Source organism: Streptomyces sp. NPDC090798 (genome assembly GCF_044768965.1).
In the GTDB taxonomy this organism is placed as follows: Bacteria; Actinomycetota; Actinomycetes; order Streptomycetales; family Streptomycetaceae; genus Streptomyces.
This window is the reverse complement of sequence record NZ_JBIVXA010000029.1, coordinates 65,733-81,541: the sequence shown is the minus strand read 5'-3', so window position 1 is coordinate 81,541 and position 15,809 is coordinate 65,733. Positions and strand designations below refer to the sequence as shown.

The following is a 15,809-nucleotide window of genomic DNA, read 5'->3' as shown; positions in this document are numbered from 1 at the left end:
AGGCCGTAGTTGTAAGCCCTGCTCGTCAAGCCGTACGACAACAGCTCAGCCCCGGAGGACCAGCGTGAACCTGCTGCTCGCGGAAGTGGCCCAGGCCACCCAGCGGCTGGCCGACGCCGGCGTGCCCTCGCCGCGCAACGACGCGGAGGAGCTCGCCGCCTTCGTGCACGGCGTGAAGCGGGGCGAGCTGCACACCGTCAAGGACGTGGACTTCGACGCCCGCTACTGGGAGGTGACCGCGCGCCGCGAGGCCCGCGAGCCGCTCCAGCACATCACCGGACACGCCTACTTCCGCTATCTGGAACTCCAGGTGGGCCCCGGGGTCTTCGTCCCGCGTCCGGAGACGGAGTCCGTCGTCGGCTGGGCCATAGACGCCGTCCGCGCGATGGATGTCGTCGAGCCGCTGATCGTCGACCTGTGCACCGGTTCGGGCGCCATCGCGCTCGCGCTCGCGCAGGAGGTCCCGCGCTCCCGCGTACACGCCGTGGAGCTGTCCGAGGACGCCCTCCAATGGACGCGCAAGAACGTCGAGGGCTCCAGGGTCGACCTGCGTCAGGGAGACGCCCTGGAGGCCTTCAGGGACCTCGACGGCCAGGTGGACCTGGTGATCTCCAACCCGCCGTACATCCCGCTCACGGAATGGGAGTACGTGGCGCCGGAGGCCCGGGACTACGATCCCGAACTCGCCCTGTTCTCCGGCGAGGACGGACTCGACCTCATCCGTGGTATCGAGCGCACCGCGCACCGGCTGCTGCGCCCGGGCGGCGTCGTCGTCATCGAGCACGCCGACACCCAGGGCGGCCAGGTGCCGTGGATCTTCACCGAGGAGCGGGGCTGGGCCGACGCGGCCGACCACCCGGACCTCAACAACCGGCCGCGGTTCGCGACCGCCCGCAAGGCGATGCCGTGAGCACGCGCATCGTGATCCCCAGCCAGCAGTACGTGTACGAGGAGGCCCGCTAAATGGCACGGCGATACGACACCAACGACGCGACCGACCGCATCACCGGTCTGCGTGAGGCAGCGTCCGCCGTCCGCCGTGGCGAGCTGGTGGTCCTCCCGACGGACACGGTGTACGGCATCGGCGCCGACGCGTTCACCTCGGAGGCCGTCGCCGACCTGCTCGAGGCCAAGGGCCGGGGCCGCAACATGCCCACCCCTGTCCTCATCGGTTCCCCGAACACCCTGCACGGCCTCGTCACGGACTTCTCCGAGATGGCCTGGGAGCTCGTCGACGCGTTCTGGCCGGGTGCGCTCACCCTCGTCGCCAAGCACCAGCCGTCCCTCCAGTGGGACTTGGGCGACACCCGGGGCACGGTGGCCATCCGGATGCCGCTGCACCCGGTCGCCATCGAGCTGCTGACGGAGGTCGGCCCGATGGCCGTCTCCTCCGCGAACCTGACGGGCCACCCGGCGCCGGAGGACTGTGACGCCGCGCAGGAGATGCTCGGTGACTCCGTCTCCGTGTACCTGGACGGCGGTCCGACCCCCGGCAACGTTCCCTCCTCGATCGTCGACGTCACCGGCAAGGTGCCGGTCCTGCTGCGCGCGGGTGCCCTGTCGGCGGAGGAGCTCCGGAAGGTCGTACCCGACCTCGAGGTGGCGAATTGACAGCCCCTGACGCGGGGCGTGGCATAGGCACGGGGATCACGGGGACCAATGGGTCCCCCAGGGGGTCCTTCCGCATCCTCCACGTCAGCACCGGCAACGTGTGCCGCTCGCCGATCACCGAGCGGCTGACCCGCCATGCCCTCGCGGACCGGCTGGGCGACCCCCTGTGGGGCGGCCTGATCGTCGAGAGCGCCGGCACCTGGGGGCACGAGGGCGCCCCCATGGAGGCCAACGCCGAGACGGTCCTCGCGGACTTCGGCGCGGACCCCTCCGGCTTCGTCGGCCGCGAGCTCCTCGACGACCACGTCATCAGGGCCGACCTGGTCCTCACCGCGACCCGCGACCACCGCGCCCAGGTCATCTCCATGGGCCACTCCGCGGGCCTGCGCACTTTCACCCTGAAGGAGTTCACCAGGCTGGTCCGCGCCATAGACCCGGCGACCCTCCCTCCCTTGGAGGACGGAGTGGTCGAACGCGCCCGCGCCCTGGTGCGGGCCGCCGCCGCTCTACGCGGGTGGCTCCTGGCCCCCACGGCGGAGGCGGACGAGGTCTTCGACCCGTACGGCGCGCCCCTGCCGTTCTTCCGTTCGATCGGCGACGAGATCAACGAGGCACTGGACCCGGTGGTGACGGCGCTCACCGGGGTGCGGGCGCGCGCCTAGGCCGGTGTGGGCGTTTTCTCGCGGGACGCCCGATAGGCCGTAATACCGGGCGTCCCACCGGTCCCGGTTCTACATTGGACGTAGCGCACCCCGCCGAGGCCCGGAGTCCACCATGCCGGTCACACAAACGCTGGAAGCGGATGTTCTGCGTCTGCAGGACCCGGAGCTTGCCGAGATCCTGATAGGGGAGCTGGCGCGGCAGTCGACGACGCTCCAGCTGATCGCGGCCGAGAACTTCACCTCGAAGGCGGTGCTGACCGCCCTCGGGTCGCCGCTGGCGAACAAGTACGCCGAGGGCTATCCCGGCGCCCGCCACCACGGCGGCTGCGAGATCGTCGACGTCGCCGAGCGCCTCGCCGTGGAGCGCGCCAAGGCCCTTTTCGGCGCCGAGCACGCCAACGTGCAGTCCCACTCCGGATCTTCGGCCGTCCTCGCCGCGTACGCCGCCCTGCTGCGGCCGGGGGACACCGTCCTGGCCATGGGGCTGCCGTTCGGCGGCCACCTCACGCACGGGTCGCCCGCGAACTTCTCCGGCCGCTGGTTCGACTTCGTCGGGTACAGGGTGGAGGCGGAGAGCGGGCTCATCGACTACGAGCAGGTGCGGGCACTGGCCCGTACGCACCGGCCGAAGGCCATCGTCTGCGGGTCGATCTCCTACCCCCGGCACATCGACTACGCGCTGTTCCGGGCGATCGCCGACGAGGTCGGCGCCTATCTCATCGCCGACGCCGCCCACCCCATCGGCCTGGTCGCCGGGGGAGCGGCGCCCAGTCCGGTGCCGTACGCCGATGTCGTGTGCGCCACCACGCACAAGGTCCTGCGCGGCCCCCGCGGCGGCATGATCCTCTGCGGAGGCGAGCTGGCCGAGCGGGTCGACCGGGCCGTCTTCCCGTTCACCCAGGGGGGCGCCCAGATGCACACCATCGCCGCCAAGGCCGTCGCGTTCGGCGAGGCCGCGACGCCCGCCTTCATGGCGTACGCGCATCAGGTGGTCGCCAACGCGAAGGTGCTGGCCGAGGGACTGGCCGCGGAGGGGCTCGCCCTCACCACCGGGGGGACCGACACCCACATGCTCACCGCGGACACCGCTCCGCTCGGTCTCGAGGGACGCAGCGCACGCGGCCGTCTCGCCGCCGCCGGAATGGTCCTCGACACCTGCGCGCTGCCCCACGGCGACGCCCGCGGCCTGCGCCTGGGCACGGCCGCGCTGACCACACAGGGGATGGGCGAGGCGGAGATGGCGCAGGTCGCGAAGTTGTTCGCGGCGGTGCTGCGCGACGAGGCCGACAGCAAGCGGGTGCGTGAAGAAGTACGGGATCTGGCCGGGAGATTTCCGCCCTATCCGGACGAGTGAAGGGTACACGCACACGTGTGCACAGCCACTCGTGCAACCATCGTCGCTACCCGGAAGTCCCCAACCATATGCGCGCATCGCTAGGGTGTGGGGCTGAGATGGCCAGCGAGACCTGTGGGGAAGCCCGTGCGTGAATATCTGCTGACGCTCTGCATCACGGCCGCGGTGACGTATCTGCTGACAGGGCCGGTACGGAAGTTCGCGATCGTGGCCGGAGCCATGCCGCAGATCCGGGCACGGGACGTGCACCGGGAACCCACACCGCGGCTCGGCGGCATCGCGATGTTCTTCGGTCTGTGTGCCGGTCTGCTGGTCGCCGACCATCTGCGCAACCTCAACGCGGTCTTCTCGGACTCCAACGAGCCCCGCGCGCTGCTCTCCGGCGCCGCGCTGATCTGGCTGATCGGTGTCCTGGACGACAAGTTCGAGATCGACGCCCTGATCAAGCTGGGCGGCCAGATGATCGCCGCGGGTGTGATGGTCATGCAGGGTCTGACGATCCTGTGGCTGCCCATCCCCGGCGTCGGCCTGGTCGCGCTGACCCAGTGGCAGGGCACCCTGCTCACCGTGGCACTGGTCGTCATCACGATCAACGCGGTGAACTTCGTCGACGGCCTCGACGGTCTCGCCGCCGGCATGGTGTGCATCGCCTCCGCCGCGTTCTTCCTGTACGCGTACCGCATCTGGTACAGCTACGGCATCGAGGCCGCCGCCCCGGCGACCCTCTTCGCGTCGATCCTCATGGGCATGTGTCTGGGCTTCCTGCCGCACAACATGCACCCCGCCCGGATCTTCATGGGCGACTCCGGCTCGATGCTGATCGGCCTGGTGCTGGCCGCCGGCGCGATCTCCATCACCGGGCAGATCGACCCGGACGCGATGAACCTGTTCTCCGGTTCGGAGCGCAACACCGTGCACCAGACGGTGCCGGTCTACATCCCGCTGCTGCTGCCGCTGACGATCATCGCGGTCCCGGCCGCCGACCTGGTGCTCGCCATCGTGCGGCGCACCTGGCGCGGCCAGTCGCCCTTCGCCGCCGACCGCGGCCACCTGCACCACCGCCTCCTGGAGGTCGGCCACTCGCACAGCCGGGCCGTCCTGATCATGTACTTCTGGTCGGCGCTGATCGCCTTCGGAGCGCTCGCCTTCTCGGTGAACTCGGCGTCCATGTGGATCGTGCTCGGCATCGCGGCGCTCAGCGCGGTGGGCCTCGTACTGCTCCTGCTGCCGCGCTTCACGCCGCGTGCCCCGCGCTGGGCCGAGCACCTGCTGCCGCCGCGCTACCGCCGCCGTCGCAGGGTCGCCCTGGCGGCCGAGGCGGAGGCGGCCGTGGCCTGCGTCGCGTACGAGGAGCCGGCGTCCCACGAGAAGGCGGCCCAGGAGCGGGAAGAGGGCGTGCGTGAACACCGTTCCCCGGTCACCACGGGTGTCTCAGGAGTCAACGGAGCGACGGCAATTGGTGCCCGCGCGCGCTTCCTGGAAGGGCGCAAAGCCGAATCTTCACGCTGACGCAAAGTAAGAATCGCGCAAGAAGGATCACCGGCAAACCGCGTCAATACCAGACAAGTTACCCTCGATATTGCACAAACGCGCAGGTTCATTCTCATGTGTGACAGCAAGCACACCTTCTAGGTAAAGACCGCATCAAATAGTTTGTGATACGGTTCACGAGAACCCGGGATAGAGCCGAAGGACCGTCGTGAGACGGGCCCTTGGCGTGAGGTTCTCTCTCAGCCCGGGACTACGCTCGTCCATGACGACACCCTGCCCCCTTAGCAAGCGGAGCTGCCGCCATGCCGTCCAATGACGCCCGGATCCTCCTTCAGGCCACTGTGCCCACAGTTGCCGTCGGCGCGATTGCCGCCGCTGTCAGCGGCGTGGTCGCCGGTGGCAAGGGAGCGATCGGGGCGGTCGTCGCGACGCTGGTCGTGATCCTGTTCATGGGCATCGGCCTCTATGTACTGCAGCGCACTGCCAAATCGCTTCCGCATCTGTTCCAGGCGATGGGCCTGATGCTGTACGCGGCACAGATTCTCCTGCTGTTCATCTTCATGGCCGCGTTCAAGCACACGACGCTGTTCAATCCCAAGGCCTTTGCGATCACCCTGCTCGCCACCACCCTCGCGTGGATCGGTGCACAGACGCGCGCCTACATGAAGGCCAAGATCCTTTATGTCGAACCCGACTCGTCGAAGGGCGACAAGCCCGAAAAGACGGGGCACTCGTCATGAGGGGTAGGGCCGGGATAAATGCGGGTGAGAGAGCCTGCTATCGTCCGATGCCAACTGCGGCATCGCGGGCGCGGGCATCTGAGCTGACGCCTGCTCAATCGCGAGGCTTGATGCCCCACAGCCGCCCCCACATCCGTTACACCAGTCCAGTGCCGAACCGCGGCTGCGCGCCGCGCCGACACAACGAGGTTGCCGTACCTATGCGCCACGCTGAAGGAGCCCGCGGTGAGTGCTGACCCGACGCAGGTGCTCGCCTTCGAGACCGACTGCCACATCTTCGACGGCTGTGGCTTCCCGGCTCCCGGCCTGCACTCGTTCCTGTTCGAACCCATCTGGGGTGACGCGAACAGCAACTTGTACTTCAACAAGACGATGCTGTTGGCGCTGCTCGGCTCGATCATTGTCGTCGGCTTCTTCTGGGCCGCCTTCCGCAAGCCGAAGGTGGTCCCGGGCAAGCTCCAGATGGTCGCCGAGACCGGATACGACTTCGTCCGGCGCGGCATCGTCTACGAGACGATCGGCAAGAAGGAGGGCGAGAAGTACGTTCCGCTCATCGTCTCGCTGTTCTTCTTCGTCTGGATGATGAACCTCTGGTCGATCGTTCCGCTCGCCCAGTTCCCGGTCACCTCGATCATCTCGTACCCCTTGGTGCTCGCGGCGATCGTCTACATCCTGTGGGTCTCGCTCACGTTCAAGCGGCACGGCTTCGTCGGAGCCTTCAAGAACTTCACGGGCTACGACAAGTCGCTCGGCCCGGTGCTGCCGCTGGCCATGACGATCGAGTTCTTCTCGAACCTGATCGTCCGTCCGTTCACGCACGCGGTCCGACTCTTCGCGAACATGTTCGCGGGGCACACTCTGCTGCTGCTCTTCACCATCGCCAGCTGGTACCTGCTGAACGGCATCGGGATCGCCTACGCGGGCGTCTCGTTCATCATGGTCATCGTCATGACGGCCTTCGAGCTGTTCATTCAGGCTCTGCAGGCGTACGTGTTCGTGCTTCTGACCTGCACCTTCATCCAGGGCGCGCTCGCCGAGCACCACTGAGTGGTCGCCCGCTCCCACCCCGCACACGTCCGGTGGCCAACCCCCACCGGTCCTTGAAAGAGAAGGAAGAACTGGCATGACCACCCTTGCCGCTGTCACCGGTGACCTGAAGGCTCTCGGCTCCATCGGTTACGGCCTCGCCGCGATCGGCCCCGGCGTCGGCGTCGGCATCATCTTCGGTAACGGCACTCAGGCTCTGGCCCGTCAGCCCGAGGCTGCCGGTCTGATCCGCGCCAACCAGATCCTGGGCTTCGCGTTCTGTGAGGCGCTTGCTCTCATCGGTCTGGTCATGCCGTTCGTTTACGGCTCCTGATCTCAGGCTCGACCAGCCCATTTAGACGAAAGGCACTGATGTGAACCCCCTGGTTCAGCTCGCGGCGGAGACGGAGAACCCTCTGGTTCCGCCGATCCCCGAGCTCGTCATCGGTCTGCTCGCCTTCGTCATCGTCTTCGGCTTCCTCGCCAAGAAGCTCCTCCCGACCATCAACAAGGTTCTGGAAGAGCGTCGCGAGGCCATCGAGGGCGGTATCGAGAAGGCCGAGGCCGCTCAGACCGAGGCCCAGAGCGTGCTGGAGCAGTACAAGGCCCAGCTCGCCGAGGCACGGCACGAGGCCGCGCGTCTGCGCCAGGAGGCGCAGGAGCAGGGCGCCACGCTCATCGCCGAGATGCGCGCGGAAGGCCAGCGGCAGCGCGAGGAGATCATCGCCGCCGGTCACTCGCAGCTCGAGGCCGACCGCAAGGCCGCCGCGCAGGCGCTGCGTCAGGACGTGGGCAAGCTCGCCACCGACCTGGCCGGCAAGCTCGTCGGTGAGTCCCTCGAGGACCACGCCCGGCAGAGCCGTGTCATCGACCGCTTCCTCGACGATCTCGAGGAGAAGGCCGAGGCGACTCGATGACCGCACACGGAGCAAGCCGCGAGGCCCTCGCTGCAGCCCGTGAGCGTCTCGACGCGCTGACGGACTCGACGTCCGTGGACGCGGTCCAGCTCGCCGACGAGCTGGCCTCCGTCACCACGCTGCTCAGCCGCGAGGTGTCGCTGCGTCGGGTCCTGACCGACCCGGCGCAGCCCGGCGAGGCCAAGGCCGAGCTGGTCCAGCGCCTGCTCGGCGGTCAGGTCGGCGGGCCGACCGCGGACCTGGTGGCCGGCCTGGTGCGCTCGCGCTGGTCGCAGTCGCGTGACCTGGTGGACGCGCTGGAGGAGCTGGCGAGCATCGCCGACCTCACGGCCGCCCAGCGGGCGAACGCGCTCGACGACGTCGAGGACGAGCTGTTCCGCTTCGGCCGGATCGTCTCCTCGAACACCGAGCTGCGCGCCGCGCTGACCGACCGCACCGCCTCGAAGGCGGCCAAGAGCGAGCTGCTGCACAGCCTGCTCGGCGGCCGGGCCAACCCGACCACCGAACGCCTGGTGACGCGCCTTGTGACCGCGCCCCGGGGACGTAGCCTGGAAGCGGGACTCGAGTCCCTGTCCAAGCTCGCCGCCGAGCGCCGTAACCGCATGGTCGCCGTCGTCACCTCGGCGGTCCCGCTGAGCGACGCACAGAAGCAGCGCCTCGGCGCCGCCCTGGCGAAGCTCTACGGCCGCCCGATGCACCTCAACCTCGACGTGGACCCCGAGGTCCTCGGCGGGATCCGGGTGCAGGTCGGCGACGAGGTCATCGACGGCGCCGTCGCGGACCGGCTCGAGGACGCGCGCCGCCGCATCGTCGGCCAGTAGCAACTCAATACGCGTTACCACTTAGTACTTACGGCCCTGGTTGGGCCGTGCAGAGGATTCCTGGGGGCTGACCCCAGACCCCCCAAGAAAACTTCGGGCCCAACAAGGAGAGCAGGGAACCCAGATGGCGGAGCTCACGATCCGGCCGGAGGAGATCCGGGACGCGCTGGAGAACTTTGTCCAGTCGTACAAGCCGGACGCGGCCTCGCGCGAGGAGGTCGGTACGGTCACCGTCGCCGGCGACGGTATCGCCAAGATCGAGGGTCTTCCCTCGGCGATGGCGAACGAGCTGCTGAAGTTCGAGGACGGAACCCTCGGTCTCGCGCTGAACCTGGAAGAGCGCGAGATCGGTGCGGTCGTCCTCGGCGAGTTCAGCGGTATCGAGGAGGGCCAGCCGGTGCAGCGCACCGGTGAGGTGCTGTCCGTCGCCGTGGGCGAGGGCTACCTCGGCCGCGTCGTCGACCCGCTCGGCAACCCGATCGACGGCCTCGGCGAGATCGAGACCACCGGCCGCCGCGCCCTCGAGCTGCAGGCCCCGGGCGTCATGGTCCGCAAGTCGGTGCACGAGCCGATGGAGACCGGCTACAAGGCCGTCGACGCGATGACCCCGATCGGCCGTGGCCAGCGTCAGCTGGTCATCGGCGACCGTCAGACCGGCAAGACCGCGCTGGCTGTCGACACGATCATCAACCAGCGCGACAACTGGCGCTCGGGCGACACCAAGAAGCAGGTCCGCTGCATCTACGTCGCCATCGGCCAGAAGGGTTCGACCATCGCCTCCGTGCGTGGCGCCCTCGAAGAGGCCGGCGCGCTGGAGTACACGACCATCGTCGCCGCCCCGGCGTCCGACCCGGCCGGCTTCAAGTACCTTGCGCCGTACACCGGTTCGGCCATCGGTCAGCACTGGATGTACGAGGGCAAGCACGTCCTCATCATCTTCGACGACCTCTCGAAGCAGGCCGACGCCTACCGCGCCGTGTCCCTGCTGCTGCGCCGTCCGCCGGGGCGCGAGGCCTACCCCGGTGACGTCTTCTACCTGCACTCCCGTCTGCTGGAGCGCTGCGCGAAGCTCTCCGACGAGATGGGCGCCGGTTCGATGACGGGTCTGCCGATCGTCGAGACCAAGGCGAACGACGTGTCGGCGTTCATCCCGACCAACGTCATCTCCATCACCGACGGCCAGTGCTTCCTGGAGTCCGACCTGTTCAACGCCGGCCAGCGTCCGGCCCTGAACGTCGGTATCTCGGTCTCCCGCGTCGGTGGCTCCGCCCAGCACAAGGCCATGCGCCAGGTCTCCGGCCGGCTCCGCCTCGACCTCGCCCAGTACCGTGAGCTGGAGGCGTTCGCCGCCTTCGGTTCGGACCTGGACGCCGCGTCGAAGTCGCAGCTGGAGCGCGGTCAGCGGCTGGTCGAGCTGCTCAAGCAGCCTCAGTACCAGCCGATGGCCACCGAGGACCAGGTCGTCTCCGTGTGGGCCGGTACCACCGGCAAGATGGACGACGTACCGGTCGCCGACATCCGCCGCTTCGAGACGGAGCTCCTGGAGTACCTGCACCGCAAGGAGCAGGGCCTCATGACCTCCATCAAGGAGGGCGCGAAGATGTCGGACGACACCCTCACCGCCATCGCGGACGCCATCGCGGACTTCAAGAAGCAGTTCGAGACCTCGGACGGCAAGCTTCTCGGCGAAGACGTTCCGGCCGCGGCCAAGTGACGTAAGGAAGGGACCTGACTCATGGGAGCCCAGCTCCGGGTCTACAAGCGTCGCATCCGATCCGTCACCGCGACCAAGAAGATCACCAAGGCGATGGAGATGATCGCCGCCTCGCGTGTCGTCAAGGCGCAGCGCAAGGTGGCGGCCTCCGCGCCGTACGCGACCGAGCTCACCCGCGCGGTCACGGCGGTCGGCACCGGCTCGAACACCAAGCACCCGCTGACCACGGAGGCGGAGACGGCGACCCGTTCCGCGGTGCTGCTCCTCACGAGCGACCGCGGACTGGCCGGCGCCTTCAACTCCAACGCCATCAAGGCCGCCGAGCAGCTGACGGCGCGCCTCGAGGCGGAGGGCAAGGAGGTCGACACGTACATCGTCGGCCGCCGCGGTCTGGCCCACTACAACTTCCGCGAGCGCGCGGTCGTGCAGTCGTGGTCGGGCTTCACCGACGAGCCCACCTACGCGGACGCCAAGAAGGTCGCGGCGCCGCTGATCGAGGCCATCGAGACGGCGACGGCGGACGGCGGCGTGGATGAACTCCACATCGTCTACACCGAGTTCGTCTCGATGATGACGCAGACGGCGGTCGACGGCCGCCTGCTGCCGCTGCGCCTCGAAGAGGTCGCGGAGGAGGCGCCCAAGGGCGAGATTCTTCCGCTGTACGAGTTCGAGCCGTCGGCGGAGGACGTCCTTGACGCCCTGCTGCCCCGGTACGTCGAGAGCCGTATCTACAACGCGCTGCTCCAGTCGGCTGCCTCCAAGCACGCCGCCACGCGCCGCGCGATGAAGTCGGCGACCGACAACGCGGGAGACCTGATCACCACGCTCTCCCGTCTTGCCAATGCGGCCCGCCAGGCCGAAATCACCCAGGAAATCAGCGAGATCGTCGGTGGCTCCGCAGCCCTTGCCGACGCGACCGCGGGGAGTGACAAGTAATGACGACGACTTCTGAGACGGCCGTTGCCACGGGCCGCGTCGCCCGGGTCATCGGCCCGGTCGTCGACGTGGAGTTCCCCGTCGACGCGATGCCGGACATCTACAACGCCCTTCACGTCGAGGTGGCCGACCCGGCCAACGCCGGCGAGAAGAAGACGCTGACCCTGGAAGTCGCCCAGCACCTGGGTGACGGCCTGGTCCGCACGATCTCCATGCAGCCCACCGACGGTCTGGTCCGCCAGGCCGCGGTCACCGACACGGGCACGGGTATCACCGTTCCGGTCGGCGACTTCACCAAGGGCAAGGTGTTCAACACCCTCGGTGAGGTGCTGAACTCCGACGAGAAGTACGAGGGCGAGCGCTGGTCCATCCACCGCAAGGCCCCGCGCTTCGACGAGCTCGAGTCGAAGACCGAGATGTTCGAGACCGGCGTCAAGGTCATCGACCTTCTCACCCCGTACGTCAAGGGTGGAAAGATCGGTCTGTTCGGCGGTGCCGGTGTCGGCAAGACGGTGCTCATCCAGGAGATGATCTACCGCGTCGCCAACAACCACGACGGTGTCTCCGTGTTCGCCGGTGTCGGTGAGCGCACCCGTGAGGGCAACGACCTCATCGAGGAGATGTCGGACTCGGGCGTCATCGACAAGACCGCGCTTGTCTTCGGTCAGATGGACGAGCCCCCGGGCACCCGTCTGCGCGTGGCCCTCGCGGGTCTGACGATGGCGGAGTACTTCCGTGACGTCCAGAACCAGGACGTGCTGTTCTTCATCGACAACATCTTCCGCTTCACGCAGGCCGGTTCCGAGGTCTCGACCCTGCTCGGCCGTATGCCCTCCGCGGTGGGCTACCAGCCGAACCTGGCCGACGAGATGGGTCTCCTCCAGGAGCGCATCACCTCGACCCGTGGTCACTCGATCACCTCGATGCAGGCGATCTACGTCCCCGCGGACGACCTGACCGACCCGGCCCCGGCCACCACGTTCGCCCACCTCGACGCGACGACGGTTCTCTCCCGTCCGATCTCCGAGAAGGGCATCTACCCGGCCGTGGACCCGCTGGACTCCACGTCCCGCATCCTGGACCCGCGCTACATCGCGGCGGATCACTACGCCGCCGCGATGCGGGTCAAGTCGGTCCTGCAGAAGTACAAGGACCTCCAGGACATCATCGCGATCCTCGGTATCGACGAGCTCGGCGAGGAGGACAAGCTCACTGTCCACCGCGCCCGTCGCGTGGAGCGCTTCCTGTCCCAGAACACCCACGTCGCCAAGCAGTTCACCGGCGTCGACGGGTCGGACGTCCCGCTGGACGAGTCGATCGCGGCCTTCAACGCGATCATCGACGGCGAGTACGACCACTTCCCGGAGCAGGCGTTCTTCCTGTGCGGTGGCATTGAGGACCTCAAGGCCAACGCCAAGGAGCTCGGCGTCTCCTGAACCTCGCGTACCTGAGGGACTCCGGTTCCTGAGGAACTCGTGTTCGTAAGGGAGGGGGACGGGACCGCACCTCGCGGGGCGCGTCCCGTCCCCCTCCGTACGCCCATTAGACTTTGACCCAACACCCGGCGGCCATGCCGGGTGGTGACCCGAGGAGCCCACCTTGGCTGCTGAGCTGCACGTCGAGCTCGTCGCCGCGGACCGCAGTGTCTGGTCCGGCGAGGCCACCCTGGTCGTCGCGCGTACCACGTCCGGCGACATCGGCGTCATGCCCGGTCACCAGCCGCTTCTCGGTGTGCTGGAGTCGGGCCCGGTGACCATCCGTACGAGTGATGGTGGAACGGTCGTCGCCGCGGTGCACGGCGGTTTCATCTCGTTCGCCGACAACAAGCTGTCCCTGCTGGCCGAGATCGCCGAGCTGTCGGACGAGATCGACGTCCAGCGCGTGGAGCGGGAGCTCGAGCGCGCGAAGGCGGAGGGCGATGCCTCCGCCGAGCGCCGCGCGGACGTCCGTCTGCGGGCGGTGTCGGCGCGCTGAGTCGCCGCGCTGTGTGATGCTTTGCCTCAGCCGCGGCGGGGACCGGATCACTCCGGCCCCCGCCGCGGCTGAGGCAAATGCGGAGGTTTTTTCTTTTCCGTTACCTAGGAGACGAGGAGGTCGGTGTCGATGGTCCTCGCTCTGACTGTGTGCGGATTGGTAGTGGCGCTCGTGGTGGTGGGGCTGTTCGTCTTCGGCCTCCGCCGCCGGCTGATCCAGCGCTCCGGGGGCACCTTTGACTGCAGCCTGCGCTGGGACGTCCCGGAGAAGGGCGACCCCAACGGAAAAGGCTGGGGCTACGGCGTCGCCCGCTACAACGGCGACCGCATCGAGTGGTATCGCGTCTTCTCGTACTCCCCCCGCCCGCGCCGCGTCCTGGAACGCTCGGCGATCGAGGTCGCGGGCCGCCGCACCCCGGACGGCGAGGAGGAACTCGCCCTGCTCTCCGACGCGATCATCCTGGCCTGCGTGCACCGGGGCACCCGCCTGGAACTGGCGATGAGCGAGGACGCGCTGACCGGTTTCCTCGCGTGGCTGGAGGCGGCCCCGCCCGGACAGCGAGTGAACGTGGCCTGAAAGGCCGCATTCACTCGCTGCGTGGGGGTCCCCCCGGACGAAGTCCGGGGGGCGTCAATGTGGCCCGGCGGCTATCCGAGCCCGCTGGTGAGGGCGCTCACCAGTTCGCCGTTGCTGGTGTCTCCGCTGAACTCCCAGAAGAACGCACCGCCCAGGCCCTGGCTCTTGGCCCAGGCCATCTTCGTACCGATGGTCGCCGGGGTGTCGTAGGACCACCAGTTGCTGCCGCAGTGCGCGTACGCCGTTCCGGCGATCGTGCCGGTGGCCGGGCAGGACGTCTTCAGCACCTTGTAGTCCTCGATGCCCTGCTCGTACGTTCCCGCCGCCGGACCCGTGGCCGTGCCGCCCGGTGCGTCCTGGGTGACGCCCGTCCAGCCGCGGCCGTAGAAGCCGATGCCGATCAGCAGCTTGCTCGCGGGCACACCCTTCGCCTTGAACTTCGCGATCGCGTCGGCCGTGGTGAAGCCGGGCGTCGGGATGCCGCTGTAGGAGGTGAGCGGGGAGTGCGGGGCGGTCGGGCCCTGCGCGTTGAACGCTCCGAAGAAGTCGTACGACATCACGTTGTACCAGTCGACGTACTGCGAGGCGCCCGCGTAGTCGGCGGCGTCGATCTTGCCGCCGGAGGTGCCGTCGGCGGTGGTGGCCGCGGTGACCAGGTTGCCCGTGCCGAACTTGGCGCGCAGGGCCTGCATCAGGTTCTTGTAGGCCGCGGCGCCGCTGGTGTCGCAGGACAGACCGCAGGCGTTCGGGTACTCCCAGTCGATGTCGATGCCGTCGAAGACGTCGGCCCAGCGCGGGTCCTCGACCAGGTTGTAGCAGGACTGCGCGAAGGCGGCCGGGTTGGCGGCGGCCTGGGCGAAGCCTCCGGACCAGGTCCAGCCGCCGAAGGACCAGAGGATCTTGATGTTCGGGTACTTGGCCTTCAGCTCGCGCAGCTGGTTGAAGTTGCCGCGCAGCGGCTGGTCCCAGGTGTCGGCGACGCCGCTGACCGACTGGTCGGCGGTGAAGGCCTTGTCGTAGTCCGCGTAGGAGTCGCCGATCGCGCACTGGCCGTTGGTGACGTTGCCGAAGGCGTAGTTGATGTGCGTGATCTTCGCCGCCGAGCCCGAGGTCACCAGGTTCTTGACGTTGTAGTTGCGGCCGTAGATGCCCCACTCGGTGAAGTAGCCGAGCTTGACGGCGTTGCCGGTCGGGGGCGGGGTCGTACCGCCGCCCGTGGTGTGCACGGCGACCGCGCCGCTCACCGGACCGGTCTGGTCGGCGGTGTCACGGGCCTGGACGGTGTACGAGTAGTCGGTGCCGGCGCTCAGACCGGTGTCCGTGTACGAGGTCGTGGTCACGGTGGCGACCTTGGTGCCGCCGCGCAGGACGTCGTAGTTCTTGACGCCCTTGTCGTCGGTGGCCGCGCTCCAGGAGAGCTTCACCGAGGTGTCGGTGATCGCGGAGGCGGTGGGGGTGCCGGGCGCGCTCGGCGGGTTGTCGCCGGGAACGGTGGTGCCGCCATCGCAACTGCCGCCGTTGAGTGTGCAGTTGGTCGGAGAACCCGTGCCGGCGCCGTTGAAGCCGAAGGAGACGGAGGCGCCTGCGGCGAGGGTGCCGTTGTAGGACTTGTTCTTGGCGGTCCAGTGGGTGCCGGAGGAGGTGACGTCCGCGTCCCAGGCCGAGGTGACGGACGTACCGGAGGGGAAGTCCCAGTCGATGGTCCAGGAACTGATGCTGGTGGTACCGGTGTTGGTGACCGTCCACTTGCCTTCGAAGCCGGTACCCCAGTCCTGGGTCTTGGTGTACGTGGCGGTGGCGGAGGTGGCTGCCGAGGCGGGGCTCGCGAGCCCGACGAGGGCGGCGAGCGGAAGCAGCAGAGTGGTGAGCCCTGCCACGGTTCGCTGTCGGACTCTGGTTCTGAAGCGCATGATGCCTCTCCTCGGGGGTGTCGTGGGCATGGCTAAGCGCAGTGCGGCGAGAATAGAAAGGTCTGGACCATAGGTCA

At 68.3% G+C, this 15,809-nt stretch carries 16 protein-coding genes; 15 read left to right on the top strand and 1 reads right to left on the bottom strand.

The window, feature by feature from the left end:
• Positions 1 to 64: 64 nt before the first annotated feature.
• From prmC to ACIQTP_RS40915, 15 genes are all read left to right on the top strand, one after another.
• A complete protein-coding gene (prmC, locus tag ACIQTP_RS40985) occupies positions 65 to 910 on the top strand; it encodes a peptide chain release factor N(5)-glutamine methyltransferase (protein WP_054233232.1) in 846 nt (281 codons plus the stop codon).
• A gap of 53 nt (positions 911 to 963) precedes the next feature.
• Complete coding sequence (locus ACIQTP_RS40980; protein WP_054233231.1) at positions 964 to 1,611, top strand: L-threonylcarbamoyladenylate synthase; 648 nt, start codon at positions 964 to 966, stop codon at positions 1,609 to 1,611.
• Positions 1,608 to 2,273, top strand: coding sequence for a low molecular weight phosphatase family protein (locus tag ACIQTP_RS40975; protein WP_054233230.1), 666 nt, complete (start codon positions 1,608 to 1,610; stop codon positions 2,271 to 2,273). Before ACIQTP_RS40980 ends, ACIQTP_RS40975 begins: the two co-directional genes overlap by 4 nt.
• Before the next feature lie 112 nt (positions 2,274 to 2,385).
• The gene (gene glyA / locus ACIQTP_RS40970) at positions 2,386 to 3,627 is read left to right on the top strand and encodes a serine hydroxymethyltransferase (RefSeq protein ID WP_403409695.1); all 1,242 of its coding nucleotides are present in this window, start codon (positions 2,386 to 2,388) and stop codon (positions 3,625 to 3,627) included.
• Between the two features lie 126 nt (positions 3,628 to 3,753).
• Complete coding sequence (locus ACIQTP_RS40965; protein WP_403409692.1) at positions 3,754 to 5,136, top strand: MraY family glycosyltransferase; 1,383 nt, start codon at positions 3,754 to 3,756, stop codon at positions 5,134 to 5,136.
• Positions 5,137 to 5,420: 284 nt separating this feature from the next.
• Positions 5,421 to 5,858: a hypothetical protein gene (locus tag ACIQTP_RS40960; protein ID WP_402035814.1), complete on the top strand. Its 438-nt coding sequence runs from the start codon at positions 5,421 to 5,423 to the stop codon at positions 5,856 to 5,858.
• A gap of 210 nt (positions 5,859 to 6,068) precedes the next feature.
• On the top strand, positions 6,069 to 6,905 hold the full coding sequence (gene atpB / locus ACIQTP_RS40955; RefSeq protein WP_402036068.1) for a F0F1 ATP synthase subunit A: 837 nt from the start codon (positions 6,069 to 6,071) through the stop codon (positions 6,903 to 6,905).
• A 76-nt stretch (positions 6,906 to 6,981) separates the two neighbouring features.
• Positions 6,982 to 7,218: a F0F1 ATP synthase subunit C gene (locus ACIQTP_RS40950; RefSeq protein ID WP_402035817.1), complete on the top strand. Its 237-nt coding sequence runs from the start codon at positions 6,982 to 6,984 to the stop codon at positions 7,216 to 7,218.
• A 40-nt stretch (positions 7,219 to 7,258) separates the two neighbouring features.
• A complete protein-coding gene (locus tag ACIQTP_RS40945; protein WP_403409688.1) occupies positions 7,259 to 7,801 on the top strand; it encodes a F0F1 ATP synthase subunit B in 543 nt (180 codons plus the stop codon).
• Positions 7,798 to 8,622, top strand: coding sequence for a F0F1 ATP synthase subunit delta (locus ACIQTP_RS40940; protein WP_403409685.1), 825 nt, complete (start codon positions 7,798 to 7,800; stop codon positions 8,620 to 8,622). The genes ACIQTP_RS40945 and ACIQTP_RS40940 overlap by 4 nt, the downstream gene beginning before the upstream one ends.
• Before the next feature lie 124 nt (positions 8,623 to 8,746).
• Complete coding sequence (gene atpA / locus ACIQTP_RS40935) at positions 8,747 to 10,336, top strand: F0F1 ATP synthase subunit alpha (protein ID WP_101400693.1); 1,590 nt, start codon at positions 8,747 to 8,749, stop codon at positions 10,334 to 10,336.
• 21 nt (positions 10,337 to 10,357) lie between these two features.
• Complete coding sequence (locus tag ACIQTP_RS40930; protein WP_403409683.1) at positions 10,358 to 11,272, top strand: F0F1 ATP synthase subunit gamma; 915 nt, start codon at positions 10,358 to 10,360, stop codon at positions 11,270 to 11,272.
• The gene (gene atpD / locus ACIQTP_RS40925) at positions 11,272 to 12,708 is read left to right on the top strand and encodes a F0F1 ATP synthase subunit beta (RefSeq protein ID WP_054233221.1); all 1,437 of its coding nucleotides are present in this window, start codon (positions 11,272 to 11,274) and stop codon (positions 12,706 to 12,708) included. The genes ACIQTP_RS40930 and atpD overlap by 1 nt, the downstream gene beginning before the upstream one ends.
• Positions 12,709 to 12,871: 163 nt before the next feature.
• Positions 12,872 to 13,246, top strand: coding sequence for a F0F1 ATP synthase subunit epsilon (locus ACIQTP_RS40920; protein WP_168530269.1), 375 nt, complete (start codon positions 12,872 to 12,874; stop codon positions 13,244 to 13,246).
• Between the two features lie 129 nt (positions 13,247 to 13,375).
• Positions 13,376 to 13,822: a DUF2550 domain-containing protein gene (locus ACIQTP_RS40915; RefSeq protein ID WP_402035830.1), complete on the top strand. Its 447-nt coding sequence runs from the start codon at positions 13,376 to 13,378 to the stop codon at positions 13,820 to 13,822.
• 71 nt (positions 13,823 to 13,893) lie between these two features.
• Here the strand turns inward: ACIQTP_RS40915 and ACIQTP_RS40910 are convergent, their stop codons facing one another.
• A complete protein-coding gene (locus ACIQTP_RS40910; protein WP_403409678.1) occupies positions 13,894 to 15,732 on the bottom strand; it encodes a glycosyl hydrolase family 18 protein in 1,839 nt (612 codons plus the stop codon).
• Positions 15,733 to 15,809 lie beyond the last annotated feature (77 nt).

What these genes read in the sequence shown, in the direction of transcription:
- atpA (WP_101400693.1), top strand. Translation starts at nt 8,747, where the DNA reads ATGGCGGAGCTCACGATCCGGCCGGAGGAGATCCGGGACGCGCTGGAG.
- ACIQTP_RS40960 (WP_402035814.1), top strand. Translation starts at nt 5,421, where the DNA reads ATGCCGTCCAATGACGCCCGGATCCTCCTTCAGGCCACTGTGCCCACA.
- ACIQTP_RS40980 (WP_054233231.1), top strand. Translation starts at nt 964, where the DNA reads ATGGCACGGCGATACGACACCAACGACGCGACCGACCGCATCACCGGT.
- ACIQTP_RS40915 (WP_402035830.1), top strand. Translation starts at nt 13,376, where the DNA reads ATGGTCCTCGCTCTGACTGTGTGCGGATTGGTAGTGGCGCTCGTGGTG.
- ACIQTP_RS40910 (WP_403409678.1), bottom strand. Translation starts at nt 15,732, where the DNA reads ATGCGCTTCAGAACCAGAGTCCGACAGCGAACCGTGGCAGGGCTCACC.
- ACIQTP_RS40950 (WP_402035817.1), top strand. Translation starts at nt 6,982, where the DNA reads ATGACCACCCTTGCCGCTGTCACCGGTGACCTGAAGGCTCTCGGCTCC.
- atpD (WP_054233221.1), top strand. Translation starts at nt 11,272, where the DNA reads ATGACGACGACTTCTGAGACGGCCGTTGCCACGGGCCGCGTCGCCCGG.
- ACIQTP_RS40930 (WP_403409683.1), top strand. Translation starts at nt 10,358, where the DNA reads ATGGGAGCCCAGCTCCGGGTCTACAAGCGTCGCATCCGATCCGTCACC.
- ACIQTP_RS40940 (WP_403409685.1), top strand. Translation starts at nt 7,798, where the DNA reads ATGACCGCACACGGAGCAAGCCGCGAGGCCCTCGCTGCAGCCCGTGAG.
- glyA (WP_403409695.1), top strand. Translation starts at nt 2,386, where the DNA reads ATGCCGGTCACACAAACGCTGGAAGCGGATGTTCTGCGTCTGCAGGAC.